The sequence below is a fragment of the Sphingosinicella sp. LHD-64 genome, from assembly GCF_031157375.1.
In the GTDB taxonomy this organism is placed as follows: domain Bacteria; phylum Pseudomonadota; class Alphaproteobacteria; order Sphingomonadales; family Sphingomonadaceae; genus Allosphingosinicella.
Genome location: NZ_JAVIFV010000003.1, coordinates 152,904 through 177,143, shown reverse-complemented (window position 1 = coordinate 177,143; position 24,240 = coordinate 152,904). Strand labels below are relative to the sequence as shown.

Annotated in this window: 26 protein-coding genes and 1 pseudogene; 20 read left to right on the top strand and 7 right to left on the bottom strand. The window is 67.7% G+C overall.

Features of this window, described 5'->3' with window-relative positions; all coding sequences use genetic code 11:
- Window positions 1–119: 119 nt before the first annotated feature.
- Complete coding sequence (locus tag RCO27_RS08780) at window positions 120–521, top strand: MAPEG family protein (protein ID WP_309002295.1); 402 nt, start codon at window positions 120–122, stop codon at window positions 519–521.
- A 177-nt stretch (window positions 522–698) separates the two neighbouring features.
- On the opposite strand, the gene ctrA is transcribed toward RCO27_RS08780, so the two are convergent.
- Window positions 699–1,400, bottom strand: a complete 702-nt coding sequence (ctrA, locus tag RCO27_RS08775) for a response regulator transcription factor CtrA (RefSeq protein ID WP_309002294.1) — start codon at window positions 1,398–1,400, stop codon at window positions 699–701.
- 248 nt (window positions 1,401–1,648) lie between these two features.
- Between ctrA and RCO27_RS08770 the strand changes: the two genes are divergently transcribed.
- From RCO27_RS08770 to RCO27_RS08755, 4 genes are all read left to right on the top strand, one after another.
- Window positions 1,649–2,308: an RNA pseudouridine synthase gene (locus RCO27_RS08770; RefSeq protein WP_309002293.1), complete on the top strand. Its 660-nt coding sequence runs from the start codon at window positions 1,649–1,651 to the stop codon at window positions 2,306–2,308.
- Window positions 2,298–2,699, top strand: a complete 402-nt coding sequence (gene arfB / locus RCO27_RS08765) for an alternative ribosome rescue aminoacyl-tRNA hydrolase ArfB (protein ID WP_309002292.1) — start codon at window positions 2,298–2,300, stop codon at window positions 2,697–2,699. Before RCO27_RS08770 ends, arfB begins: the two co-directional genes overlap by 11 nt.
- Window positions 2,700–2,795: 96 nt before the next feature.
- On the top strand, window positions 2,796–3,332 hold the full coding sequence (locus RCO27_RS08760) for a GAF domain-containing protein (protein ID WP_309002291.1): 537 nt from the start codon (window positions 2,796–2,798) through the stop codon (window positions 3,330–3,332).
- Between the two features lie 33 nt (window positions 3,333–3,365).
- Window positions 3,366–4,184 (top strand): RcnB family protein, encoded by an 819-nt coding sequence (locus RCO27_RS08755; protein ID WP_309002290.1) that lies wholly within the window; start codon window positions 3,366–3,368, stop codon window positions 4,182–4,184.
- A gap of 3 nt (window positions 4,185–4,187) precedes the next feature.
- On the opposite strand, the gene RCO27_RS08750 is transcribed toward RCO27_RS08755, so the two are convergent.
- A complete protein-coding gene (locus RCO27_RS08750; protein WP_309002289.1) occupies window positions 4,188–4,643 on the bottom strand; it encodes a universal stress protein in 456 nt (151 codons plus the stop codon).
- Window positions 4,644–4,836: 193 nt separating this feature from the next.
- On the opposite strand from RCO27_RS08750, the gene RCO27_RS08745 reads away from it, so the two are divergent.
- The 4 genes and pseudogenes from RCO27_RS08745 to RCO27_RS08730 all read left to right on the top strand — a co-directional run bounded on the left by RCO27_RS08745 (window position 4,837) and on the right by RCO27_RS08730 (window position 8,385).
- Entirely contained in the window at window positions 4,837–6,147 is a 1,311-nt protein-coding gene (locus tag RCO27_RS08745; RefSeq protein ID WP_309002288.1) for a pyruvate dehydrogenase complex dihydrolipoamide acetyltransferase, read from the top strand.
- A complete protein-coding gene (locus RCO27_RS08740; protein ID WP_309002287.1) occupies window positions 6,147–6,575 on the top strand; it encodes an endonuclease domain-containing protein in 429 nt (142 codons plus the stop codon). Before RCO27_RS08745 ends, RCO27_RS08740 begins: the two co-directional genes overlap by 1 nt.
- Before the next feature lie 11 nt (window positions 6,576–6,586).
- Entirely contained in the window at window positions 6,587–7,984 is a 1,398-nt protein-coding gene (gene lpdA, locus RCO27_RS08735) for a dihydrolipoyl dehydrogenase (RefSeq protein WP_309002286.1), read from the top strand.
- 75 nt (window positions 7,985–8,059) lie between these two features.
- Window positions 8,060–8,385 (top strand): annotated as a pseudogene (locus tag RCO27_RS08730) (GIY-YIG nuclease family protein).
- A gap of 90 nt (window positions 8,386–8,475) precedes the next feature.
- Here the strand turns inward: RCO27_RS08730 and RCO27_RS08725 are convergent.
- Window positions 8,476–8,784, bottom strand: a complete 309-nt coding sequence (locus RCO27_RS08725) for a hypothetical protein (protein ID WP_309002285.1) — start codon at window positions 8,782–8,784, stop codon at window positions 8,476–8,478.
- A gap of 216 nt (window positions 8,785–9,000) precedes the next feature.
- Between RCO27_RS08725 and RCO27_RS08720 the strand changes: the two genes are divergently transcribed.
- Both RCO27_RS08720 and RCO27_RS08715 read left to right on the top strand, forming a co-directional pair.
- The gene (locus RCO27_RS08720) at window positions 9,001–9,615 is read left to right on the top strand and encodes a glutathione S-transferase family protein (RefSeq protein ID WP_309002284.1); all 615 of its coding nucleotides are present in this window, start codon (window positions 9,001–9,003) and stop codon (window positions 9,613–9,615) included.
- 99 nt (window positions 9,616–9,714) lie between these two features.
- The gene (locus tag RCO27_RS08715) at window positions 9,715–11,769 is read left to right on the top strand and encodes a 3-hydroxyacyl-CoA dehydrogenase NAD-binding domain-containing protein (RefSeq protein WP_309002283.1); all 2,055 of its coding nucleotides are present in this window, start codon (window positions 9,715–9,717) and stop codon (window positions 11,767–11,769) included.
- Window positions 11,770–11,830: 61 nt separating this feature from the next.
- Here RCO27_RS08715 and pyk read toward each other — a convergent pair whose 3' ends face one another.
- Entirely contained in the window at window positions 11,831–13,309 is a 1,479-nt protein-coding gene (pyk, locus tag RCO27_RS08710) for a pyruvate kinase (protein ID WP_309002282.1), read from the bottom strand.
- A gap of 102 nt (window positions 13,310–13,411) precedes the next feature.
- Here pyk and RCO27_RS08705 point away from each other — a divergent pair, with 102 nt between their 5' ends.
- From RCO27_RS08705 to RCO27_RS08675, 7 genes are read left to right on the top strand one after another with little or no spacing between them, the layout of a single operon-like run.
- Window positions 13,412–13,654 carry a DUF2312 domain-containing protein gene (locus tag RCO27_RS08705; RefSeq protein ID WP_309002281.1) on the top strand — a complete coding sequence of 81 codons (243 nt, stop codon included), beginning with the start codon at window positions 13,412–13,414 and terminating at the stop codon, window positions 13,652–13,654.
- Window positions 13,655–13,667: 13 nt separating this feature from the next.
- Window positions 13,668–13,988 carry a heavy metal-binding domain-containing protein gene (locus RCO27_RS08700; protein ID WP_309002280.1) on the top strand — a complete coding sequence of 107 codons (321 nt, stop codon included), beginning with the start codon at window positions 13,668–13,670 and terminating at the stop codon, window positions 13,986–13,988.
- A 50-nt stretch (window positions 13,989–14,038) separates the two neighbouring features.
- Complete coding sequence (locus tag RCO27_RS08695; RefSeq protein WP_309002279.1) at window positions 14,039–14,782, top strand: YebC/PmpR family DNA-binding transcriptional regulator; 744 nt, start codon at window positions 14,039–14,041, stop codon at window positions 14,780–14,782.
- Window positions 14,779–15,273: a crossover junction endodeoxyribonuclease RuvC gene (ruvC, locus tag RCO27_RS08690; protein ID WP_309003191.1), complete on the top strand. Its 495-nt coding sequence runs from the start codon at window positions 14,779–14,781 to the stop codon at window positions 15,271–15,273. The genes RCO27_RS08695 and ruvC overlap by 4 nt, the downstream gene beginning before the upstream one ends.
- Window positions 15,270–15,869, top strand: a complete 600-nt coding sequence (gene ruvA, locus RCO27_RS08685) for a Holliday junction branch migration protein RuvA (RefSeq protein ID WP_309002278.1) — start codon at window positions 15,270–15,272, stop codon at window positions 15,867–15,869. Before ruvC ends, ruvA begins: the two co-directional genes overlap by 4 nt.
- A gap of 51 nt (window positions 15,870–15,920) precedes the next feature.
- The gene (gene serS / locus RCO27_RS08680; protein WP_309002277.1) at window positions 15,921–17,180 is read left to right on the top strand and encodes a serine--tRNA ligase; all 1,260 of its coding nucleotides are present in this window, start codon (window positions 15,921–15,923) and stop codon (window positions 17,178–17,180) included.
- Window positions 17,167–17,856 carry an alpha/beta hydrolase gene (locus RCO27_RS08675; RefSeq protein ID WP_309002276.1) on the top strand — a complete coding sequence of 230 codons (690 nt, stop codon included), beginning with the start codon at window positions 17,167–17,169 and terminating at the stop codon, window positions 17,854–17,856. The genes serS and RCO27_RS08675 overlap by 14 nt, the downstream gene beginning before the upstream one ends.
- On the opposite strand, the gene RCO27_RS08670 is transcribed toward RCO27_RS08675, so the two are convergent.
- From RCO27_RS08670 to RCO27_RS08660, 3 genes are read right to left on the bottom strand one after another with little or no spacing between them, the layout of a single operon-like run.
- Entirely contained in the window at window positions 17,853–18,245 is a 393-nt protein-coding gene (locus RCO27_RS08670; protein ID WP_309002275.1) for a thioesterase family protein, read from the bottom strand. The genes RCO27_RS08675 and RCO27_RS08670 overlap by 4 nt on opposite strands.
- Window positions 18,242–19,642, bottom strand: a complete 1,401-nt coding sequence (locus RCO27_RS08665) for a hypothetical protein (protein ID WP_309002274.1) — start codon at window positions 19,640–19,642, stop codon at window positions 18,242–18,244. Before RCO27_RS08665 ends, RCO27_RS08670 begins: the two co-directional genes overlap by 4 nt.
- On the bottom strand, window positions 19,639–21,729 hold the full coding sequence (locus RCO27_RS08660) for a S9 family peptidase (protein WP_309003190.1): 2,091 nt from the start codon (window positions 21,727–21,729) through the stop codon (window positions 19,639–19,641). The genes RCO27_RS08665 and RCO27_RS08660 overlap by 4 nt, the downstream gene beginning before the upstream one ends.
- 155 nt (window positions 21,730–21,884) lie before the next feature.
- Here RCO27_RS08660 and RCO27_RS08655 point away from each other — a divergent pair, with 155 nt between their 5' ends.
- On the top strand, window positions 21,885–23,684 hold the full coding sequence (locus RCO27_RS08655) for an aminopeptidase P family protein (RefSeq protein ID WP_309002273.1): 1,800 nt from the start codon (window positions 21,885–21,887) through the stop codon (window positions 23,682–23,684).
- Window positions 23,681–24,121, top strand: coding sequence for a thioesterase family protein (locus RCO27_RS08650; RefSeq protein WP_309002272.1), 441 nt, complete (start codon window positions 23,681–23,683; stop codon window positions 24,119–24,121). Before RCO27_RS08655 ends, RCO27_RS08650 begins: the two co-directional genes overlap by 4 nt.
- Window positions 24,122–24,240 lie beyond the last annotated feature (119 nt).

The window sequence follows — 24,240 nt, the reverse complement described above, 5'->3', positions numbered from 1 at the left end:
CCCCGCAGCCGGTTGGACGGCGATCAACATGCACCAATAGGCGCGGACCGCAAACGCATTTTGCGTTGCAGCATGATTGCCGGCGTGACGCGTGGACAGGGCGGGCCTATCGTTCGCCCATGACGACCGAACTCGCCGTGCTCGCCTGGGGCTGCGTCCTTGCGCTGGTCCATGTTTTCGCCGCGGTGCGGGTGAAGACGCGGCAGTACGGTACGAAGTGGAACGTCGGCGCGCGCGACGAAACCCTGCCGCCGCCCGATCCGGTCGTCGGCCGTTTGGCGCGGGCGCAGGCCAATTATTTCGAGACCTTCCCGGTCATGGCTGCCGCGATCCTGATCGTGACCGCCGCGAACCTCACCAGCCAGTGGACCGCGATCGGCGCGCTGGTATGGCTGGGCGCGCGGATCGTCTATCTGCCGCTCTACGGCTTCGGCGTGCCGGTGGTCCGCACCTTCGTCTGGGCGGCGAGCCTGGCCGGTCTGCTCATGGTGCTGTGGCCCGCGCTGGCCGCAGATTTCTGATCGGGGTCACTCTTTGAGCCGTCATTCCAGCGAAAGCTGGAATCCCATTTGTTCGTCACTACCCCTGCAAAGGCAGCGAGATTCCAGCTTTCGCTGGAATGACGGGGGCTGAAAAGAAAACCGGCGCCCGCGAGGCTCGCGGACGCCGGTTCTTGCCAAGCGCTCCCCCGAACTGGTTCAGGCGACCTGGGCCGCTTCCACTTCGTCGGGCTCGCGCAGCACATAGCCGCGGCCCCAGACGGTCTCGATATAATTGTCCCCGCCGCAGGCGAGGCTGAGCTTCTTGCGAAGCTTGCAGATGAAGACGTCGATGATCTTGAGCTCGGGCTCGTCCATGCCGCCGTAGAGATGATTGAGGAACATCTCCTTGGTGAGCGTCGTGCCCTTGCGGAGCGAGAGCAGCTCCAGCATCGCATATTCCTTGCCGGTCAGGTGCACGCGGGCACCGTCGACCTCGACCGTCTTGGCGTCGAGATTGACCGACAGCTTGCCGGTGCGGATCACCGACTGGCTGTGGCCCTTCGAGCGGCGGACGATGGCGTGGATGCGCGCGACCAGCTCGTCGCGATGGAAGGGCTTGGTGACATAGTCGTCGGCGCCGAAGCCCAGTGCCCGGACCTTCGAATCGAGCTCGCTGACGCCGGAGAGGATCAGCACCGGCGTGCCGACCTTGGCGGTCCGGAGCTTCTTCAGCACGTCATAGCCGTGCATGTCGGGCAGGTTGAGGTCGAGGCAGATGATGTCGTAGTCGTAGAGCTTGCCGAGATCCAAGCCCTCCTCACCGAGATCGGTGGTGTAGACATTGAAGCCTTCGGTGCCCAGCATGAGCTCGATGGCCTTGGCCGTCGTCGGCTCGTCTTCGATCAGCAGCACGCGCATGAAAAATCGCCCTCCTGTCGTCGCGGACCGCCCCTGAAAGCCGGGTCCACGACGCCCATTAACCTTTCGAGATGTGAACGCAAAAGGTTAATTTGGTGTTAATGTGATGGAATCGTTGGAAAACCGCCATGAGGGCTCGCCATGCCCCGGCATGGCTTGAAATTATGGGATAATTTCAACCCCCTCATTTGCGGTGCCGCCACAGTCGTGGCAGGCGATTCGCAGGAGGCCAAGTGATTCAGAACCGGGTGCTTTTCATCGATGGCGAGGCGATCGTGCTCGACAAGCCGGCCGGGCTTGCCGTGCATCCGGGTTCGCGCACGCCGGAGAGCCTCGAGGACTATCTTCGCCATCTGCGCTTCGGTTTCCAGCGCGAACCGCTCCCGGTGCACCGCCTCGACCGGGACACCTCGGGCTGCCTTCTGCTCGCACGCAACCCGAAGGCGCACAAGAAATTCCAGCGGGCGTTCGAGGAGAAGCAGGTCGGCAAGACCTATCTCGCGGTGCTGGACGGCGTGCCGGCTCTCGAGTCGGGCACGGTCGAGATCGCCCTCGGCAAGACCTCGACGGCGGAGGAGGGCTGGCGGATGGTGCCGGATCCGCGCGGGAAGCCGGCCGTCACGCACTGGCGCATCGCGGCGGTTCGCGACGGTCGCGCCGTCATCCTGTTCACGCCGGAGACCGGCCGCACCCACCAGATCCGCGTCCATGCCGCCTCGGGCATCGGCCTGCCGATCGCCGGCGATCCGGTCTACGGGGCGGGGAAGGGGCCGATGCTGCTCCACGCCCGCTCGCTACGGGTCGAGCGGGCGGGCAAGCCCCCGATCGAGGCCACCGCGCCATTGCCGCCGACCTTCGTCAATGCCGGCTTCGACGAGGCCCTGCTGGAGCCGGCCGATGCCGTTTGAGATTCCCGAGGAGGCGTTGGAGGAGCGGTTCCTTGCCGCCTCCGGCCCGGGCGGACAGAATGTCAACAAGGTGGCGACCGCCTGCCAGCTGCGCTGCGACGTGTTCAAGCTCGGCCTCCAGCCTTACGCCTGGCAGCGGCTCAAGGAGCTGGCGGGCAGCCGGATGACCGATGCCGGCGAGATCGTGATCACCGCGCGCAATTACCGAACCCAAGAGGCCAATCGCGAGGACGCACGGGCCCGGCTGGCGGACCTCATCGCGCGTGCCCATATCCGGCAGGCGAAGCGGATCAAGACGAAGCCGAGCCGCGCGGCCAAGGCGAAGCGGGTCGACACGAAGAAGCAGCGCGGTTCGGTCAAGCAGGGGCGCGGAAAGGTGAGTTTCGACTAGCCCGTCATTCCAGCGAAAGCTGGAATCTCATTTCTTGCTCCCGTTCTTCAAAGGAAGGGAGATTCCGGCTTTCACCGGAATGACGAAAGGGATCTGATGTACGACTTCAAGATCGAAGCGGCGGACAAGCCGTCGCTCTATGCCGAGCTGACCGAGGCCGCCGACGCGCTGACCGCCGGCGAGCCGGACGCGATCGCCAATATGGCCAATGTCGCGGCCCTCCTGTGGGAGGCGCTGCCCGATCTCAACTGGGCCGGCTTCTACCGCAATGTCGGTGGCGACCCTTCGACGGGCTCAGGACAGGAACTGGTGCTCGGCCCGTTCCAGGGGCGGCCGGCCTGCATCCGCATCCCGTTCGGCAAGGGCGTCTGCGGCGCCGCCGCCGCCACGCGCGAGCCGCAATGTGTGGCCGATGTCCATGCCTTTCCCGGCCACATCGCCTGCGACGCCGCCAGCCGGTCCGAGCTGGTCGTGCCGATCGTTGCGGAGGGCGGGACGCTGATCGGCGTGCTCGATCTCGACAGTCCGCTCCCCGGGCGGTTCGACGCGGAGGACGAAACGGGCTGTGTCAAACTGATACAGCGCATCGCCGCGCGGCTGGGCGGCATGGCCTTGGTTAACGTGGACGGCTAGACATCCCCGATTGCGAAACGGGGACCTGGCCTGATGAAGACGCTTTCCCTCCTGACGCTTGCCGCCGGCGCCGCGCTGATTCCGGCCGCCGCTCTGGCCCAGCCGGCGCCGCGCCACGGGCCGCCGCCGGGCGTCACCGGGCATGGCGGCAACACGGTCGTCCGCCATGGCGGCGGCCATCATTTCCGCCCCGGTCCGGGCTTCCCGCACCGCATCCGACGCGGCTTCGTCGTGCATCCTTTCTGGTTCGGACCGCAATTCCACATCAGCAACTGGCAGGCCTACGGTTTCGCCGATCCCGGCGCCGACAGCCGCTGGGTCCGCTATTATGACGACGCCTACCGGATCGACCGGGGCGGCCGCGTCCTCGACAGCCGCGAAGGACTCGACTGGGACGAATATGGCGAACGCTGGGACGTCGAGGACGGCATTCCCGCCTATCACGGAAGCCGCGACTACCGCCCGGGTGAGGAGGATTATGCCTGGGCGCGTGAGCATGGCGGCCCGGCCTATGCCGACTATGGGCCCGGTTACGGTCCGCCGCAGCCTTATGGCGGTTATTACGGCCAGGGCGCTTACGGATACAGCTATGGCTATGGCTATGGCTATGCCTATCCGATCATCATCGAGACGACCTATACGCCGGCCGTGACCTATACCGAGGAAGTGATCGAGGAGGTTGTCGAGGTCCGCCAGCGGCCGCGCCGCCGCGTCCATCGCACCGCCGCGCCGCGCCCGCGCTGCGATTGCCCGCCCGCGGCCGCTGCGCGTCCGGCACCACCCCCGCCGCCCCGTCCGGCCCCGCGGCCCGCGCCGCGCCCGGCCCCGCCGCCCGCCGGCGAGCGCGGCTGAGGATCAGGTCAGCCGGTCGAGCGCCTCGTCGCTGAGGCCGGCCGGCACGATGATCAGCGGGCAGGGCAGGCTGCTCGCGGCCGATCCGGCGAAATGGCTGATCAGCGGCCCTGGCTTGCCCTCGGCCGCCGCGGCAAGGACGAGCGCGGTGATCTCGGGGCGTTCCTTCAGCATCTCGGTGACCGCCTTGGCCGGTTCGCCCTGCTTCACCGTGACCGCGGGCTTGATCCCGGCTTCCTCGGCGATCGCCCCGGCCGCCTGGGCGAGCATCGCCTCGGCGCGCAGCCGCGCTTCCTCCTCCATCGCCTGCTGGACCGCGCCCCATTGCGAGAATTCCGCCTGGGGGACGAGCGCCAGGATCTCGACCATCCCGCCGGTCCGCGCCGCCCGCCGCGCTGCATAACGGAGCGCTCCCAGCGCCTCCTCCGTCTCGTCCATCACGACCAAATAGGACCGCACGACCCCCTCCGTTTGCGACAGGACTGCGCCAATCGGGGCGGCGACACAAGTCTTGGCCCGTCCGGCCGCTCAGGACAGGCCCTTCGGCTGGCCGGCAAAGGCCGGCCGCTCAGGACAGGCTTGACCCGGACCATGGCTTTGCTGTTTGGACGCTTGGGTGCGGCGGACCCCGCGAACAGGAGAGCCCTTTCCGATGCCGATCGAACTCAAGATGCCCGCCCTTTCGCCGACCATGGAGGAGGGGACCCTCGCCAAATGGCTGGTGAAGGAAGGGGATTCAGTGAAGTCCGGGGACATCCTGGCGGAGATCGAGACGGACAAGGCGACGATGGAATTCGAAGCGGTCGACGAGGGGACCGTGGCGAAGATTCTGGTCGCGGACGGCACGGATGAAGTGAAGGTCGGCACGGTCATCGCGTTGATTGCCGAAGAGGGCGAAGACGCTTCGGCCGCGGCATCGGCCGCCCCGGCCCCGGCCCCTGCGCCTAAAGAGGAGCCGAAGGCCGAAGTTTCGGCTCCGGCGCCAGCACCCGCGCCCGCTCCGACACCTGCTCCGGCTCCGACACCTGCTCCGGCTCCGGCGCCGGCCACGGACGGCGGCCGGGTGAAGGCGAGCCCGCTGGCGCGGCGGCTGGCCGAGGCGCAGGGGATCGATCTGTCCGGCCTCAGCGGCACCGGCCCCGGCGGCCGCATCGTCAAGGCCGACATCAAGGCGGCCTCCGGCAAGGCACCGGCCAGGGTGGCCGAGGCGCCCGCCGCTGCTGCACCAGCTGTAGCGCCCGCCCACGCCGCGCCGGCCGCGTTCGAGGCCGAGATCCCGCACGAGGCGGTCAAACTCTCCAACATGCGAAAGACGATCGCGCGGCGCCTCACCGAGGCGAAGCAGACGATCCCGCACATCTACCTCACGGTGGACATCCGCCTCGACGCGCTGCTGAAGCTCAGGAGCCAGCTGAACGCCAGCCTCGAGGCGCGCGGCGTCAAGCTCAGCGTCAACGACATGATGATCAAGGCGCTCGCGGTGGCGCTGATCGAGGTGCCGGAGTGCAACGTCTCGATCTCCGGCGACCAGCTCTTCAAGTACAGCCGCGCCGACGTCTCGGTCGCGGTGTCGATCCCGAACGGCCTGATCACGCCGATCATCGTCGGTGCCGACACCAAGTCGCTCTCGGCGATCTCGAAGGAGATGACCGACCTTGCCGGCCGCGCCAAGGAGGGCAAGCTCCAGCCCCACGAATATCAGGGCGGCACCGCCAGCATCTCCAACATGGGCATGTACGGCATCAAGGCATTCGACGCGGTGATCAATCCGCCGCAGGGCATGATCATGGCGATCGGCGCCGGCGAGAAGCGCCCCTATGTGATCGACGATTCGCTCCAGATCGCGACGATCATGAGCGCCACCGGCAGCTTCGACCACCGCGCCATCGACGGCGCCGACGGGGCACGACTGATGCAGGCGTTCAAGAAGCTGGTCGAGGACCCGATGGGGATGCTGGCGTAATGAGCCCCTCTCCCCTTGCGGGAGAGGGGTTGGGGAGAGGGCAGGGCTCTCATCCGACGCCGAAGCTCCTTCGGACGCGCGCCAAGGCGATGCGGAGCGCACCGACGGATGCCGAGCGGAAGCTGTGGGACCTCCTCAGGGCGAAACGCCTGTCGGAGTACAAGTTCAAACGACAAGTGCCGATCGATAACTACATCGTCGACTTCGCTTGCCTCCGGCAACGGCTGATCGTCGAGGCGGATGGTGGGCAACATGATGCGTCTTCCGATGCAAGCCGCGACATCTATCTTCGCAGTCAGGGCTTTCGAATTCTCCGGTTCTGGAACAACGACATTCTCACCAACAAGGAGGGGGTAACCCAGCGAATCCTTGAGGCGCTGGTATCCCCTCTCCCCAATCCCTCTCCCGCAGAGGGGAGAGGGGCTTAAAGGAGCGCTCCATGGCTGACACTTACGATCTCATCGTCCTCGGCTCCGGACCCGGCGGCTATGTCGGGGCGATCCGGGCGGCGCAGCTTGGGCTGAAGGTCGCGATCGTCGAGCGCGAGCGGCTTGGGGGGATCTGCCTCAACTGGGGGTGCATTCCGACCAAGGCGTTGCTGCGCACGTCGGAAATCTACCACTATATGACCCATGCCGCCGCCTATGGCCTGACGGTCGAGAAGCCGGGCTTCGACCTCGCCGCGGTGGTGCAGCGCAGCCGCAAGGTCGCCGACCAATTGAATGCCGGCGTCAAGGGGCTGATGAAGAAGAACAAGATCACTGTCTACGAGGGCGACGGCGCGCTGGCGGGCAAAAGCAAGCTCACCGTCACCAAGGACGGCAAGACAACCGAGCTCGCCGCCAAGAACATCATTGTCGCCACGGGCGCGCGGGCGCGCGACCTGCCGTTCGCCAAGGCGGACGGGGAGCGGATCTGGACCTATCGCCATGCGCTGGTGCCGAAGGAGATGCCGACCAAGCTGCTGGTCGTCGGCTCGGGCGCGATCGGGGTCGAGTTCGCCAGCTTCTATTCCGACCTCGGCGCCGAGGTGACCATCGTCGAGATGCTGCCGCGCATCCTCCCGGTCGAGGACGAGGAGGTCTCGGCCTTCGTCCACAAGGCGTTCGAGAAGCAGAGGATGAAGATCGAGGTCGGCGCCGGCGTCGAGAAGCTGGAGGCCTCGAAGACCGGCGTCAAGGCGACGATCAAGAGCAAGGACGGCAAGACCGCGACCAGCGAGTTCAGCCATGTCATCGTCGCCGTCGGCATCGTCCCCAACACCGAGAATATCGGCCTCGAAGCACTCGGCGTGAAAACCGACCGCGGCCATATTGTCGTCGACGGCTACGGGCGCACCAATGTGGACGGCGTGCTCGCGTTCGGCGACGTCACCGGCCCGCCCTGGCTCGCCCACAAGGCGATGCACGAGGCGGTGGTCTGCGTCGAGAAGCTCGCCGGCGTGAAGGACGTCCACGCCTTCACCAACGCCAACATCCCGGGCTGCACCTATTCGCGCCCGCAGGTCGCCAGCGTCGGACTCACCGAGGCGAAGGCGAAGGAAGCCGGCTACAAGGTCAAGGCCGGCAAGTTCCCCTTCATCGGCAACGGCAAGGCGATCGCGCTCGGCGAGGCGGAGGGCTTCATCAAGACCGTGTTCGACGAGGCGACCGGGGAATTGCTTGGCGCCCATATGGTCGGCGCGGAAGTGACCGAGCTGATCCAGGGCTATACGGTCGCGCGCGAACTCGAGACGACCGAGGTCGAGCTGATGGGCGCCACCTTCCCGCATCCGACGCTCAGCGAGATGATGCACGAAAGCGTGCTCGCGGCTTACGGGCGGACACTGCATATCTGAGGGGCCGGTTCCGGGAAGGCGAATGCGCCCAATTTCGTTATTCCCGCGAAGGCGGGAACCCAGCTAACAATCAGCATGCGGTCCGATTTCGCTCCGACGGTCTATATTCTCGCCTCGCGGCGCAACGGGACCTTGTACGTGGGCGTCCGTCGGACCCGCTGGCCCGCATCCACAAACACCGTAACGGGCTTCTGCCGGGCTTCACCCGGGATTATGACGTGAAACTGCTTGTCTGGTTCGAACCGCATCCGACGATGGAAGCGGCGATCGTGCGCGAGAAGCGGATCAAGAAATGGAACCGGGCGTGGAAGCTAGCGCTCATTGAGGCGGACAATCCCGATTGGCGCGACCTTGCGGAAGACCTGGGGTTCGAGCCGCTGAAGCCGAATGGCGGCGATTGATGCCCGGAGTCGAATCTGGGTTCCCGCTTTCGCGGGAATGACGAGGGGTTGATGTTGGCAACAAGTCGAAAGCCGAAACTGGACCTGGCACTATAGCCCAGTGTTCGGCGAAAGCGGCACGTGCGGCGGCACATAGTGGAAATGGACCAGATAGACATTCGTCCCGGCGCCGTGCTTCGCCACCTTCAGCAGGTCCACGACCCCGTCGAACCCTGAGCGCCGCGCCAGCTCGCCGGTGATGTCGGCGAGGGCGATCTGGCGGATGGAGTCGACGACGATATGTCCGTCCTCCATCGGATAGACGCCGCCCGGTTTGACGCGCGGCGTCTTCCAGATGCGCACACTGCAGATGATCCGGCCTTCGCGGACGCCTTCGCGAAAGCGTTTCGTGAACATCATGGCCTCGGCCTGGCGCTCCTCCCGGAAATCCGGCTGATCGCGTTCGAGAATGACATTCGCGACTTCCGATCGCAACGGCCGGCCGGCTAGCCCGAGTCCGGCGGAATCGCCGTCGCTTCCGCGGATTTGCGGCGCAAGGCGCGGCGACTTTGCGGCGGGGCCGCGCGAGGGTGCCCTAGGGTCGGCGCCGCTCTCCCCTAAGTCGAAGGCCCGACCATGAAGCTCCTCTACCAGACCCATTCGCCTTATGCCCGCAAGGTGCTCGTCTTCCTCCACGAGGCCGGGCTCGCCGACCGCGTGGCCGTCGCGCATCACGAGACCAGTCCGACCAATGCCAACGAAGAGGTGTTCGCGCACAATCCGCTCGGCAAGGTGCCGGTGCTGCTGCGGCCGGGCCTTGCGCCTGTGTTCGATTCGGACGTGATCTGCAGCTATCTCGATACGCTGCACGGTCGGCCGCCACTGATCCCCCCGACCGGCGAAGCGCGCTGGCGGGCGCTGGAGCTGCAGGCGGTGGCGCAGGGGCTGGCGGAGGCCGGCATCGCGGTGCGCTGGGAAAGCGTGCGCCGGCCGGAGCATCTGCGCTATCCGCCGCTCCGGGCGGGCCATGAGAAGAAGCTCGTCGAGAGCTATCGCTGGCTGGACCAGATGATTGCGCGCGCGCGGGATGTCGACGTCGGCCAGATCGCGTTGGCGACCGCGCTCGACTGGCTGGAGTTCCGCGACCTGCCCTCGTTCCGGGACTGCCCGCGGCTGTCGGCCTGGTTCGACGAATTTGCGGGGCGCCCCTCGATGCGGGCGACGCCCTTGTCGGGGGATACGCACGACTAACGGCGTTCATTCAATGGCTCGATCGTTCGTCGATTGACGTAAACGTAAAGCTGCGCCTATCCACAAGGCCACATTCTTTGGCCCCATGGAGAGGGAAGCATGAGTCCGATTTCGACGAAGAAGCATGGCGACGTCCTGATCGTCACCTCGAACAACCCGCCGGTGAACGCACTCGGCCACGCGGTGCGCGAAGGGCTGGTCAAGGCGATCGAGGAGGCGGATGCCGACGAGTCGGTGAAGGCGGTCGTCATCATCTGCCAGGGCCAGACCTACTTCGCCGGCGCCGACATCACCGAGTTCGGCAAGCCGATGCAGATGCCGATGCTGCCGATCGTGGTCGACCGGATCGAAGCCTGCACCAAGCCGGTGGTCGCCGCGATCCATGGCACCGCGCTCGGCGGTGGGCTCGAAGTGGCGCTCTCCTGTCACTATCGCGTCGCCGTCCCCACCGCGAAGTTCGGGGTGCCGGAGGTCAAGCTCGGCATTCTGCCCGGCGCCGGCGGCACGCAGCGTCTGCCGCGCATCGCGGGCGTCCTCAAGGCGCTGGAGATGGCAACCAGCGGCAACCCGATCGGCGCGAAGGAGGCGGCGCACGTCGGCCTCGTCGACCGGATCATCGAGGGCGACCTCGAGCCGCATGCCGTCGCCTTCGCCGAGGAGGTGCGCGACATCCGCCCGCTGCCCAAGACCAGCGAGCGCGACGACAAGGTCGCCGAGGCGCGCGCCAACCCGGCGATCTTCGACGAGTTCCGCAAGGCGAACGCGAAGAAGTTCCGCGGCTTCGAGGCGCCGGAAGCGGTGATCAAGGCGGTCGAGGCGTCGCTGAAGCCCTATGCCGAGGGCGTGCTCGACGAGCGCCGGCTGTTCATGGAGCTGATGACCGGCACCCAGGCCCGCGCCCAGCAATATTTCTTCTTCGCCGAGCGCAAGGCGGCGAAGGTCGAGAACGTCCCCGAAGATACCAAGCCGCGCGACATCCGGAAGGTCGGCGTGATCGGCGCCGGCACGATGGGCGGCGGCATCTCGATGAACTTCCTGTCGGCGGGCATCCCGGTCACCATCGTCGAGATGGAGCAGGCCGCGCTCGACCGCGGCACCGGCGTGATGCTGAAGAATTACGAGGCGACCGCCGCCAAGGGCCGGATGACCGCCGAGCAGGTCGGCCAGGCGATGGGCCTGCTGACCCCGACACTGAAGCTGGAAGACCTCGCCGACTGCGACCTCATCATCGAGGCGGTGTTCGAGAATATGGACGTGAAGAAGGACATCTTCACCAAGCTCGACGCCATCGCCAAGCCGGGCGCGATCCTCGCCTCCAACACCTCCTACCTCTCGATCGACGACATCGCCGCGGTGACGAGCCGGCCGCAGGACGTGGTCGGCCTCCATTTCTTCTCGCCGGCCAACGTGATGAAGCTGCTGGAAGTGGTGCGTGGCGCCAGGACTGCCCCGGACGTGCTGGTGACGGCGATGCAGCTCGCCAAGCGGATCAAGAAGGTCGCCGTGGTGGCGGGTGTCTGCTACGGCTTCATCGGCAACCGGATGCTGATCCCGCGCCAGATGCAGGCGATGCAGCTCCTCCTCGAAGGGGCCACCCCGCAGCAGATCGACAAGGTCCATGTCGAGTTCGGCATGCCGATGGGCCCGTTCCAGATGTCGGACCTCGCCGGCGTCGACATCGGCTGGCACCGCGATCCGACCCGGATCGAGAACATCCGCGACGCACTCGCCGCCGAGGGTCGCTGGGGTCAGAAGAAGGGCGCGGGCTTCTACGACTATGACGACAAGCGCAATCCGAGCCCATCCCCGCGCGTGGCCGAGATCATCGACGAGTTCCGCCAAAAGACCGGCACCGCGCAGCGCGAGATCAGCGATCAGGAGATCGTCGAGCGCACCCTCTACACCATGGTCAACGAGGCCGCGCTGATCCTGGAGGGCGGCTTTGCGCAACGTGCTTCCGACATCGATGTGGTCTGGGTCTACGGCTATGGCTGGCCGGTCTATCGCGGCGGCCCGATGTTCTGGGCGGACACCGAAGGCCTGTCCAGGATCGTCGAGGGCATCCGCAACCAGCTCCCCCGCCTCGGCAAGGATTTCAAGCTGTCCGAGCTGCTGGTGAGCAAGGCCGAAGCCGGAGAGAAATTCACGCGCTGACGCCGTTCGCGGCAGGCGTGTCCGCCGGGCCCATCGGCACGCCGACCGGCGCGACCCTGATTCAGCTCGGCCGGTGCTTCTCGAGCTCGTCGCCGATCAGGCGGGCGACGTGCACCACGTTGGTCGAGCCCGGCACGCCGAACGGCACGCCGGCGGTGACGATGATCCGGTCGCCGGCCTTCGCCATGTCGTGGCGCAGCGCCATGCGCTTGGACTTGCCGACCATCTCCTCGAAGCTGTGGACGTCGCGGGTGCGCACGGCATGGGCGCCCCAGAGCAGGCCAAGCCGCCGGGACGTCTTGAGAGAGGGGGTCAACACCAGCAGCGGCACGGTCGGCCGCTCGCGCGCGACGCGGCGGGCCGTCGAACCGGAGGTGGTGAAGCAGACGATGGCAGAACCGCCGACGGTGCGGACGATCTCGCTCGCGGCGCGGGCGATGGCGTCGTTGGTCGTGGCGTCGGGCAACGTCTCCGTGAAATGGACGCGGGCGTTGTAGCTTGGATCCTGTTCGACGCTGGTCGCGATGGAGTTCATCATCGTCACCGCCTCGCGCGGGAACTGGCCCGAGGCGCTTTCCGCAGAGAGCATGATCGCGTCGGCGCCGTCATAGACCGCGGTCGCGACGTCCGAGACCTCGGCCCGGGTCGGTGACGGACTGGCGATCATCGATTCGAGCATCTGGGTCGCGACCACGACCGGCCGGCCGAGCCGTCGCGCCGCCTCGACGATCTGCTTCTGCAATGGCGGCACTGCCTCAGGGGGCAGCTCGACGCCGAGGTCGCCGCGCGCGACCATGACCGCGTCGGCCAGCTCCAGGATGCCGTCCAGGCGTTCGATTGCGGCCGGCTTCTCGATCTTGGCGAGGAGCAGTGCCTTGCCCGCGATGAGCCGGCGTGCCTCGGCCACGTCCTCGGGCCGCTGCACGAACGAGAGGGCGATCCAGTCGACCCCTTGTTCCAGCGCGAAGGTGAGGTCGGCGCGATCCTTGTCGGTGAGCGCCGCGAGCGGCAGCACCACGTCGGGGACGTTGAGGCCCTTGTTGTTCGAGATCGTGCCGCCGACCTCCACCTCGCACCTGATCTCAGTCCCGTCGCAATCAAGCACCCGGAAGACGAGTCTGCCGTCGTCGACAAGCAGGCGAACGCCGGGCTCCATCGCCTCGAAAATCTCGCGGTGCGGAAGCGTCACGCGCTTCGAATCGCCGAGCGCCTTGGCGCGGTCGAAGATGAACTTCTGCCCCTTCTTGAGCACCGCCTTGTCGCCTTCGAAGCGGCCGACGCGCAGCTTCGGCCCCTGCAGGTCGGCGAGGATCGTCGTCGGCCGGTCGAGCTCGCCTTCCAGCGCGCGGATCGCCGCGATGCGGCGGGCATGGTCCTCGTGATTGCCGTGGCTCATGTTGATGCGGAAGGCATCGGCGCCGGCGATCGCCAGCGCGCGGATCATCTCGGACGTGTCGCTGGCCGGGCCGAGCGTCGCCAGGATGCGCACCTTGCGGCTGCGCGGAACGAACTGGCTTGGGCTGGTCTCTCGGGTCGGCATGACTTGGCGCCATAACCGTTCAGGGTGACAGTTCAACCCGCTTGAGCGGGTTTGCGACAGGCCCTACAGGCTGCCGCTCAACCGGAATCGATGGAGCGTGAATTGTCGGAAGGAAATGTCGCGGCGGACGAACTGAGGCTGCTGATCGAGCGGATCGAGCGGCTCGAGGAAGAGAAGAAGGCGATCGCCGACGACGTCAAGGACGTCTATGCCGAAGCGAAGGCGCGCGGCTACGACACCAAGACGATGCGCGCGATCGTGCGCCTCAGGAAGATGGAGAAGCACGCCCGCGACGAGGCGGAGGCGCTGCTCGAAACCTACAAGGCCGCGCTTGGCCTCGCCTAAGGAGACTGACGAGATGATCCTCAGCACGACCACAGTTCTCGAGGGCCGCCCGGTCCAGCAATATCTCGGTGTCGTCACCGGCGAGGTGATCGTCGGCGCGAACATCTTCAAGGACCTGTTCGCCAGCGTCCGCGACGTCGTCGGCGGCCGTTCGGGCTCCTACGAGAGCACGCTGCGCGATGCGCGGCGCACCGCGCTCGACGAGCTGAGCCAGGAAGCGCGTGCGCTCGGCGCCGATGCGGTGATCGGCATCGACCTCGACTATGAGGTCTTGGGTCAGGGCGGCTCGATGCTGATGGTCAGCGCCTCGGGAACGGCGGTGAAGCTGGGCTGATCGCGCCCGCGCCGCTATCATCTGAAGCGCAACAGCCAGAACGGGATTCAATGGCCGGCCATTCCAAGTTCAAGAACATCATGCACCGCAAGGGCGCGCAGGACAAAAAGCGCTCGGCGATGTTCTCAAAATTGTCGCGCGAACTGACCGTCGCGGCGAAGATGGGATCGCCCGATCCGGACATGAACCCGCGTCTGCGCGCGGCCGTCGCCGCCGCCAAGGCCCAGTCCATGCCCAAGGACAATATCCAGCGGGCGATCGACAAGGCGTCGGGCGGCGATGCCGAGAATTACGAGGAAGTCCGCTACGAAGGGTTCGGCCCGGGCGGCGTCTCCCTCGTCGTCGAGGCGCTGACCGACAACCGCAACCGCACCGCGACCAACGTGCGCACCGCCTTCTCCAAAAATGGCGGCAACCTGGGCGCGAGCGGGTCGGTGACCCACGGCTTCGCCCGGGTCGGGCTGATCGAATATCCGGCCGAGGCCGGTGACGCCGAAAAGGTGTTCGAGGCGGCGATCGAGGCGGGTGCGGACGATGTCGAATCGGACGAGGACGGCCACGAGATCTGGACCTCGATCGACGACCTCCACGGCGTCGCCCGCGCACTCGAGGCGGCGCTTGGCGAGCCGGAGAGCGTCAAGCTCGCCTGGCGGCCGCAGACCTCGGTCGACGTCGGCGAGGAGGATGCCGGCCTGCTGATCAAGCTGGTCGACACGCTCGAGGACGATGACGACGTCCAGACCGTCTGGGGCAATTACGAAGTCTCCGACGCGGTGATGGAGAAGCTCGCCTGATCATCATCGGCCTCGATCCAGGTCTCGGCTGCACCGGCTGGGGGGTGATCAGGGCCGAGGGCAACCGGCTGTCGCACATCGCCAACGGACAGGTCCGGACCGATCCGAAGCAGGCATTGCCGGGTCGGCTCGTGCGCCTCGACGACGTACTTGGCGCGGTCATCGTCGACCATCGCCCGGACGAGGCGGCGGTCGAGGAGGTGTTTCTCAACGAGAATCCGCAATCGACGCTGAAGCTCGGCCAGGCGCGCGGCGTCGTGCTGCTGGCTGCAGCGCGCCGCGGGCTGCCGGTCGGCGAATATGCCGCGCGGCTGGTCAAGAAGGCGGTGGTCGGAACCGGCGGCGCCGAGAAGGCGCAGGTCCACGCGATGGTGCAGCGCCTGCTGCCCGGCGCGAAGATCGCCGGGGCGGACGCGGCCGACGCGCTGGCGGTGGCTATCACTCATGCCCACCATCTCGCCTCGCGGCGCGCGCTGGGGAACGCGGCGTGATCGCGAAGCTGAGAGGCCTGCTCGACAGCTTCGGCGCCGACCATGCGGTGATCGACGTCCAGGGCGTCGGCTATCTCGTCTCGGCCTCGACCCGCACCCTCTCGCAACTGGGCGCGATCGGCGACGAAGTCGTGCTGCACACCGAGATGCTGGTCGGCGAGGACTTCCAGCGCCTGGTCGGCTTCGCGTCGGCGGCCGAGCGCGACTGGTTCCGCCTGCTGATCTCCGTCCAGGGCGTCGGCGCCCGGGTCGCGCTCGCCATCCTCTCGGCGCTTACCGTCGACGAGGTCCACCGCGCCGTGGCCAGCGGCGACCATGCGATGGTCGCGCGGGCCCAGGGCGTCGGCCCCAAGCTCGCCCAGCGCATCGTTCACGAGCTCAGGGACAAGGCGGGCGGCATCGCGCTGGGTCCGCAGTCCGGAGGCGCGGCCACGCCGATGGGCAGCCTTGCGCAGGATGCCGTCTCCGCCCTCACCAATCTCGGCTTCCGCCCGTCCGAGGCCGCTGCGGCGGTCGCCAAGGCGGAAAGCGAGCTAGGTCCCGAGGCGAGCCTCGACGCGCTGGTCCGCAGTGCGCTCAAGAAGGCGGCGCGCTAGCCGGAACGACGCCCGCTTGAGTTTTCGTGGCGCGCTGGTACGCGCGGACCCATGCTCAGCCTCCAGTTCATCCGCGACAATCCCGACGCCGTCCGCACCGCCATCGCGCAGAAGAACGTGACGCTCGATCTCGATGCGCTTCTGGCGCTCGATGGCGAGGTGCGCGGCCTCAAGACGCGGGTCGACACGCTCCGCCAGGAGCGCAATGCGATCAGCGACGGCTTCAAGAGCGCCGCCCCGGAGGAGCGGCCGGCACTCGGCGCCAAGGCGAAGGCGATCGGCGCGGAGATCGGCGAGCTCGAGGGGACGCTTGGAAACAAGCAGGCCGAACTCGACGCGCTGCTGCTGCGCGTGCCGAACATCCCCTGGGCGGGGGCGCCGGTCGGGCCGGACGAGAGCTTCAACATCGTCGTCCGCCAGGAAGGGACCATTCCGAGCTTCGATTTCGAGCCGCGCGATCATGTCGCGCTGATCGAGAAGAACGACTGGGCCGATCTGGCGCGCATCACCCAGGTCGCCGGCTCGCGCACCTACTGCCTCAAGGGGCGGCTCGCGATGCTGGAGCAGGCGCTGATGCTCTGGGCGCAGCAGCGGCTGGCGGCGGACGGCTTCACGCTGATGACGGTGCCGGCGCTCGCCCGCCCGCAGGCATTCGTCGCCACCGGACACTTTCCCGGGCACGAGGAAGAGGCCTATCACATGCCGGCCGACGACCTCTATCTCGCTGGCACCGGCGAGATCGCGCTGACCTCGCTCCATGCGGGCGAGATCATCGACCCCGACAAGCTGCCGATCCTCTATGCCGGCTATTCCCCCTGCTTCCGCCGCGAGGCGGGGAGCGCCGGCCGCGACGTGCGCGGGCTGCTGCGCGTTCACCAATTCTACAAGCTCGAACAATATGTGATCTGCCGGGATGACGACGAAGAGAGCGCGCGCTGGCACGAACGCCTGCTCGCCAATGCGGAAGGGATGCTCCGGGCGCTGGAGATCCCCTATCAGGTGATCGAGGCTTCGACCGGCGACATGGGCAACGGCAAGTTCCGGATGAACGACATCGAGAGCTGGGTGCCGTCCCTCGCCAAGTATCGCGAGACGCACAGCTGCTCGACGCTCCACGACTGGCAGGCGCGGCGCGCGAACCTGAGGTGGCGGGACGAGGAGCGCAAGGTGCGCTTCGTCCACACGCTCAACAACACCGCGCTCGCGAGCCCGCGCATCCTGGTGCCGCTGCTCGAGAACCACCAGACCGCGGACGGACGGGTGAAACTTCCCGCCCCGCTGTGCGATCTGATGGGCGGTGACTATCTCTAGACGCCCCGACACGGCGCCGCCGTCGCTCTGGCTGATGGTGCGCGAGGGACTGGCGCTCTCCGCCCGGTTCTACCGGGCGTTCGGCGCGATCGGCGAGCGCGGTCCGCCCGCCGGGCGCCCGCTGATGGTCATTCCCGGATTCGTCGCCACCGACCGGACGACGCTCGGCCTGCAACGGGCGCTCGCCGCCGATGGGTGGCGGGTGACCGGCTGGGGGCTGGGCATCAACAGCGGGGTAAGGCCCGACACGCGCGAACGGATCGCTGCGGCGCTGGAGGCGTTCGGCCGCGGCGAGAAGGTCACGCTCGTGGGCTGGAGCCTCGGCGGCGTCTATGCCCGCGAGGTCGCGAAGCTGCGTCCGGATCTCGTGGCGAAGGTGATTACCCTCGGCTCGCCCTTCTCCGGCGACCCGCGCGGCAACAATGCCTGGCGGCTGTACGAGATGATGGCCGGCCATCCGGTCGACGAACCGCCGATGGAGGTCGAGCTCGGGATCAAGCCGCCTGTGCCGACACTCGCCATCTGGTCGCGCGGCGACGGCATCGTCGCGCCGGCCTGCGCGCGCGGCGAAGCCTGCCAGAGCGACCGGCAGATCGAGCTCGACTGCACCCATATGGGCTTTGCGGTCAGCGGCCGTGCCTATCCGAGGATCGTCGCCGCGATCCGCGACTTCTAGGCAAGGAAAGGCGCAGCCACCTCGGGCGGGACGCGCAAAGGGCGGCCGGTCGACTTGTCGAGGATCGCCCAGGTGGTCCTGGCGCGGACACGCGACTTGCCGTCGTCCCCGACGAACTCGACATGACGGTCGAAACGGGCGCCTCTGGGAGCCTCGCCGACCCAGGTGCGGCCGGTCACGGTCTCGCCGGGACCGACGGCGCGGAGATAGTCGATCTCGTGGCGGGTCACGACCCACACATAGGCATCGACATGGGCCTGCGGCGCGACGGCATGCCAGTGGGCCGTCGCCATGTCCTGGATCCAGCGCACCCAGGCGGCATTGTTGACATGGCCGAGCTCGTCGATGTCCTCGTCCCGCGCGGTGATCCGTTTCTCGAAGGGCGTCACAGCAGCCTCGGCAGGCCGTCGGCGCCGCGCGCGAAGCGCACGCCGGCGCGGCGGAACAGGCCGGCGATCGTCGCTTTGGGATCGGCGGCGCCGCGATCGAGCAATATGCCGATATCGCGGCTCAGCGATCGATCCCCCGAGACGCGGTCAAGCGCGGCGAGCCATTCCGCGCGGTTGATGATCCGGTCGGTGCGGTTGGCGTCGATGAGGTCGCGGATGAAGGCGATGAACGGGCGGCGCGATGCCGCCTCGGCGACCAGCCCGAAAACGGCTCCGCAAGCATAGTAGGCGCGTTGCTCGTTGCGATCCTCGGCGCTGGCGATGCCCCGGTTGCTGGCGAGCGCAGCGCAGTCGGCGATCGACTGGTTGAGCGCACCGCGCCAGTCATAATCGGGATCAACCTCCGCGACGGTGCGGAAGGCGATGAGATCGGCGCCGCCCTCGTAGATCCACGCCTCGCGCGAATATTGGTAGCGCACCGCCTGGCCGAGCCAGAAATGGGCGGTCTCGTGGGCGATGAACCAGAGGCCATAGCTGCGCGCCTGCGGCGTCTCCTGGGTCACGCCGGAGCCTTCATACGCCATGGTGACGATGCCGGGCAGGACGCTGCCGCCCATGCTGGTGACGCCCGGCGTCGGGCCGGCCCAGCTGGCGATGATCGTCGGCTTCGGGCCCGGCGCGGGGCCGAGCGCGCGGGTATAGCGATCGAGGATATCCGGCACTGCGCGGCCCAGCGTCGCCCGGATCCAGGCCGGCAGCGCGGGGTCGATGATTGCGGCCATCGCGTCGGTGACGATCGGCTGAAGCGGGCCGAACAGGATGTAGGAGCCGTCATCATCGTCGATCGTCACCGAGGCCAGGCGCCGCCCGGCGTGGAGCACGCGACCATTGTCGTCGCGGAAGGTGACGCGCGTGCGACTTAGAGGGACATCCGTCGCGGCGAGGTCGATGGGAAGCCGCGCGGCCGCCGCGGCGCTTTCAAAGGGAAAGGCGTCGAACTGCTCGCTGTAGAGCGCCACCGAGCCGTCGGTGAAAACCAGCGCCGGATCATAATCGGCGATGAGATCGCGGGTGAACGGCGTGAAGCGGACGCGGACCCGGCGCGGCACATCGCCGCCGTTCGTGGCGACCAGCACGTCGTAGCGGCCGCGCCGCTCAAGGCGGACGCCGCGCGTCTCGACCGTCCAGCTCTGCGGCCGCCAGGGCCGCTCACCCTCGCGGGTGAGAGCGGAGCGGACGAACACCCAGGCGGGCGCGTCGCGCAGGAAGCGCAGCTCCGCCGTCCAGCGGTCGCCGTCACGGACGATCTCCGCCTCCATCGCGACCGGCGCCTGCGCCAGGGCGGGCGCGGGGAGGACGGCAAGCCAGGCGACCAGGCCCGCGACCAGCAACCTCACCGGGCGGCGCCCTCCGCTCCCATCTGGGTGAGGATGAACGCATAGGATTCGGCAACCTCCCTGAGCCGCGTCCAGCGGCCCGACTGGCCACCATGGCCGGCGCCCATGTTGATCTTGAGCAGCTGAAGGTTGTCGTCCGTGCGGGTCGCGCGCAGCCGCGCCGCCCACTTGGCCGGCTCCCAATAGGTGACGCGCGGATCGTTGAGGCCGCCGGTGATCAGCATCGGCGGATAGGCCTGCGCGGTCACATTGTCGTAGGGGCTGTAGCTCAGCATGTAGCGGAAGGCGGCGGCATCGGTGATCGGATTGCCCCATTCGTTCCATTCGCCGGGTGTCAGCGGCAGGCTCTCGTCGAGCATCGTGTTGACGACATCGACGAACGGCACGTCGGCGACGACCGCGCCCCAGAGCCCGGGATCGCTGTTCACCACCGCGCCCATCAGTTCGCCGCCGGCGGAGCCGCCCTGGATCGCGATATGGCCGGCGCGGGTGTAGTTCTGGGCGACGAGGCCGCGGGCGGCGTCGACGAAGTCGTTGAACGTATTGGTCCGGCGATCGAGCTTGCCGTCGAGATACCATTGGTAGCCCATGTCGTCGCCGCCGCGGATATGGGCGATGGCGAAGGCATAGCCGCGGTCGAGCAGGCTGAACCGGTTGGTGTTGAACGCCGGCGGCGTCGCATAGCCATAGGCGCCATAGGCGTAGAGAAAGAGCCGGCCCCGGCCGTTGCGCTCGAAGCCGCGCCTGTAGACGATCGAGACCGGAATCTGCCACCCGTCGCGCGACGGCATCATCAACCGCTCGGTCACATATTGGCTCGGGTCGTAGCCGGACGGAATCGGCTGGACCTTGAGCGTCTCCAGCCGGTCGTCGGCCGGGTGATAATCGTAGACCGTCGGCGGCGTCACCATCGAGCTGTAGCCGAGGCGATAGGCGGCCGGCGCATATTCGGGATTGGAGTCCAGGCCGACGGTGTAGCTCGCCTCGCGGAACGGGATGCGCTCCTCGCGGCCGTCATATTGGCGCAGGCGGATCTGGTCGCGGCCGTTCACCCGCTCGGTGATGACGAGGTGGTCGCGGAAGGCCGTGACGCCACGGAGATACGCCGTGTCCGTGCCCGGAATCACGTCGCGCCACTCGCCGGGCCGCGCCGGATCGGCTTCGGCGAGGCGGAAGTTGACGTGCGTGTCGTTGGTCAGGATCCAGAGCTTCCCATGGCTCGCGTCCACCGAATATTGGATCAGCGGGCGGCGGCGGGCGATCAGGACCGGCGGCGCCTCCGGATTGTCGGCGGGGATGAGGCGGATCTCGTTCGACGAATTCTCGCCGGTGTTGATGAGGATGTACTTGCGATCCTGGGTGAGGCCGACGCCGACCGTGAAGGCGATGTTCTCGGTTTCCTCATAGAGCGTGCGGTCGTTCGCGACCGGCTGACCCAGCCGGTGCAGGCGGGCGCGGTAGCTGCGCCAGTTCTCGTTGACCTCGGTGAAGACGACGCCGCCGCTGTCGCTGGTCCAGACCGGCGCGCCGATGCCGACCTGGGTGATCGTCTCGATGTCCCGGTTCGTGGCGAGGTCGCGGATCTTGAGCTGGAAGCGCTCGGACCCGTCGTCGTCGACCATGATGGCGGCGTAGCGACCGTCGGGGCTGACCTGCAGCGCGCCGAGGCGGAAATATTGCTTGCCCTGAGCCTCGGCCGGCTCGTCGAAGATCGTCTGCGCCTCGCCACCGGCGACCGGGCGGCGATACCAGATGCGGTATTGCGCGCCGGACTGGAAGGCCCACCAATAGGTGAAGTCGCCGTCGCGTGCGGGAACGGAGGAATCGTCCTCCTGGATGCGCCCGCGCATCTCGCCGAACAACGTGTCGATGAGCCCCTGATGCGGCGCCATCGCTGCCTCGAAATAGGCGTTCTCGGCGCGCAGGTACGAGAGCACGTCCTCGTCGTCGACGGTCGGATAGGAGGAATCGCGCAGCCAGTTCCACGGATCGTCGATGGTGACACCGTGGCGGGTGAAGCTGTGCGGGCGCTGCTCGGCGCGCGGCGGCGTGGGAAGCGGGGAGGCCTGGGAATTGGTGGCGGTCATCGTCTCACTCTGGGTCTGGGCCGCGGCGGGAGCGCCGGCGAGCAGGATAGCGGCGAGGAGCAGGCGCATCAGGGGCATCCTGGCAAGGCGCCGGGCTGGCGCGGGGTCGGAAACCGGCCTATCTAGCGGCGGATCACGCAATCGGGAAAGACCCCATGTCCACGCATGAAGATCGCCTGCGCGCGCTGCGCGAGCAACTGAAGGCCGACCGGCTCGACGGCTTCGTCGTACCGCTCACCGACGAGCATATGAGCGAATATGTCGGCAGCTACGCCCAGCGCCTTGCCTGGCTGACCGGCTTCCAGGGCTCCGCCGGTTCCGCGGTGGTGCTGCCCGAGGAAGCGGCGATCTTCGTCGACGGCCGCTACACGCTACAGGTACGCGACCAGGTGGACGGCAAGCATTGGAGCTACCAGTCGGTGCCGGAGACCAGCGTGGCGGATTGGCTGAAGGCCCACGCGCCGGACGGCGGCCGGATCGGCTACGATCCCTGGCTGCATACGAAGGACTGGGTCGCCAAGGCGCGCGCGGCGCTTGCGGACAAGGGCGCGGAGCTGGTCGCCGTAGGCCGCAACCCGATCGATGCGATCTGGGCCGACCAGCCGGAGCCGTCGCGGGCGCGGCTCATGGTCCAGGCCGATGCGCATACCGGCAAGTCCTCCGCCGCCAAGCGGCACGAGATGGCCGACTGGCTGAAGGAAGAGAAGGCCGACGCGGCGGTGCTGGCGGCGCTCGATTCGATCGCCTGGACGTTCAACGTGCGCGGGCAGGACGTGGAGCGGACCCCGGTCGCCCTGGCCTTCGCTCTCGTCAATGACGACGGCACGGCGGACCTGTTCGTCGCCTCCGAGAAGGTCGGCGACGATGTGCGCCAGCATCTCGGCAACGGCGTGCGGCTGCACGAGCGCACCGCGTTCGAGCCGGCGCTGGCGGCGCTCAAGGGCAAGACGGTGGTCGTCGATCCCGAGCGGTCGGTAGCGGCGATCTTCGAAGCGCTGGAGAAGGCCGGCGCGAAGGTGGTGACGCGGCGCGATCCTGCGGTGCTCCCCAAGGCGATCAAGAACGAGGTGGAAATCGCCGGGCACCAGGCGGCGCAGGCGCGCGACGGCGCCGCGCTGTCGCGCTTCCTTCACTGGCTGTCGATCGAGGCGCCGAAGGGCGGCGTCGACGAGCTGTCCGCCGCCGCGAAGCTCCACGCGCTCCGCCAGCAGGGCGGTGACCTCAGGGACCTCAGCTTCGACACGATCTCCGGCGCGGGGCCGAACGGCGCCATCGTCCACTATCGGGTGAGCGAGGCGACCAACCGGCCGCTCGAGATGGATTCGATCTATCTCGTCGATTCAGGCGGCCAGTATCCGGACGGCACGACCGACGTGACCCGCACCGTCGTGATCGGCACGCCGACGGCGGAGATGCGCGACCGCTTCACCCGCGTGCTCAAGGGCCATATCGCGATCGCCCGCGCCCGCTTCCCCGAGGGCACCCGCGGTTCGCAGCTCGACAGCTTCGCCCGGCAGTATCTGTGGGAGGTCGGACTCGACTACGCCCACGGCACCGGTCACGGCGTCGGCAGCTTCCTGTCGGTCCATGAGGGGCCGCAGCGCATCTCGCCGGTCGGCTCCAGCCAGCCGGGCGGCGACGAGCCGCTCCGCGCCGGCATGATCCTTTCGAACGAGCCCGGCTATTACAAGACCGGCGCCTACGGCATCCGGATCGAGAATCTGGTGCTCGTCGTGCCGCAGGAGGTCGAGGGCGCGGAGAAGAAGCTGCTCGGTTTCGAGACACTGACCTTCGCGCCGATCGACCGGCGGCTGATCGAGGGCTCCATGCTCAGCGCCGACGAAAGCGCCTGGGTCGACGCCTATCACGCCCGGGTACTGGAAATGGTCGGACCGCAGCTGGAGGGTGAGGCGCTCGCCTGGCTGGGGGCGCAGTGCGCGCCGCTCGGCGCGTGAGCCTTCCCGACGGGTTCGCCTTCGCGCACGAATTGCGGGTCCGCTGGAGCGAGACCGATCCGCAGGGGATCGTGTTCAACGCGAACTACCTGCTCTACGCGGACGTCGGCTTCACCGAATATCTGCGCGCGCTCGGCTATCCCTATCCGATGCCGACGAAGGATGCGGGCACGGAGCTTTTCGCGGTTCGTTCGGAGGTGGATTTCCGCGGCTCCGCCCGATTCGACGAGGTGATCGCGGTCGCGGTCCGGACGGCGCGGATCGGCCGGTCGAGCTTCACCATGGAGTTTGAGGTCCGCCGGGACGACGCGCTGCTCACCGCGATCCGGAGCACCTATGTCAACGCCGCGCCGGACGGCGGCGGCGCACGTCCGCTGCCGGTGGATTTCGTCACGCGAATCGAGGCGTTCGAAGCGGTGGCGCCGGTGCGCGGATAGTTCGGGACGGCCCTACGCGTCTCCCTTCTTCTTCGCATCGGTCTCGCGCGCCTGCGCCTTGCGCCGCTTCAGATTCTCGCGCAGTGCCGCGGCGAGCCGCTGTTTCTTCTCGTCGTCGT

What these genes read in the sequence shown, in the direction of transcription:
- serS (WP_309002277.1), top strand. Translation starts at nt 15,921, where the DNA reads ATGCTCAGCCTCCAGTTCATCCGCGACAATCCCGACGCCGTCCGCACC.
- pyk (WP_309002282.1), bottom strand. Translation starts at nt 13,309, where the DNA reads ATGCCGACCCGAGAGACCAGCCCAAGCCAGTTCGTTCCGCGCAGCCGC.
- RCO27_RS08695 (WP_309002279.1), top strand. Translation starts at nt 14,039, where the DNA reads ATGGCCGGCCATTCCAAGTTCAAGAACATCATGCACCGCAAGGGCGCG.
- arfB (WP_309002292.1), top strand. Translation starts at nt 2,298, where the DNA reads ATGCCGTTTGAGATTCCCGAGGAGGCGTTGGAGGAGCGGTTCCTTGCC.
- RCO27_RS08745 (WP_309002288.1), top strand. Translation starts at nt 4,837, where the DNA reads ATGCCGATCGAACTCAAGATGCCCGCCCTTTCGCCGACCATGGAGGAG.
- RCO27_RS08755 (WP_309002290.1), top strand. Translation starts at nt 3,366, where the DNA reads ATGAAGACGCTTTCCCTCCTGACGCTTGCCGCCGGCGCCGCGCTGATT.
- RCO27_RS08720 (WP_309002284.1), top strand. Translation starts at nt 9,001, where the DNA reads ATGAAGCTCCTCTACCAGACCCATTCGCCTTATGCCCGCAAGGTGCTC.
- ctrA (WP_309002294.1), bottom strand. Translation starts at nt 1,400, where the DNA reads ATGCGCGTGCTGCTGATCGAAGACGAGCCGACGACGGCCAAGGCCATC.
- lpdA (WP_309002286.1), top strand. Translation starts at nt 6,587, where the DNA reads ATGGCTGACACTTACGATCTCATCGTCCTCGGCTCCGGACCCGGCGGC.
- RCO27_RS08760 (WP_309002291.1), top strand. Translation starts at nt 2,796, where the DNA reads ATGTACGACTTCAAGATCGAAGCGGCGGACAAGCCGTCGCTCTATGCC.
- RCO27_RS08655 (WP_309002273.1), top strand. Translation starts at nt 21,885, where the DNA reads ATGTCCACGCATGAAGATCGCCTGCGCGCGCTGCGCGAGCAACTGAAG.
- RCO27_RS08715 (WP_309002283.1), top strand. Translation starts at nt 9,715, where the DNA reads ATGAGTCCGATTTCGACGAAGAAGCATGGCGACGTCCTGATCGTCACC.
- RCO27_RS08780 (WP_309002295.1), top strand. Translation starts at nt 120, where the DNA reads ATGACGACCGAACTCGCCGTGCTCGCCTGGGGCTGCGTCCTTGCGCTG.
- RCO27_RS08660 (WP_309003190.1), bottom strand. Translation starts at nt 21,729, where the DNA reads ATGACCGCCACCAATTCCCAGGCCTCCCCGCTTCCCACGCCGCCGCGC.
- RCO27_RS08740 (WP_309002287.1), top strand. Translation starts at nt 6,147, where the DNA reads ATGAGCCCCTCTCCCCTTGCGGGAGAGGGGTTGGGGAGAGGGCAGGGC.
- RCO27_RS08725 (WP_309002285.1), bottom strand. Translation starts at nt 8,784, where the DNA reads ATGATGTTCACGAAACGCTTTCGCGAAGGCGTCCGCGAAGGCCGGATC.
- RCO27_RS08700 (WP_309002280.1), top strand. Translation starts at nt 13,668, where the DNA reads ATGATCCTCAGCACGACCACAGTTCTCGAGGGCCGCCCGGTCCAGCAA.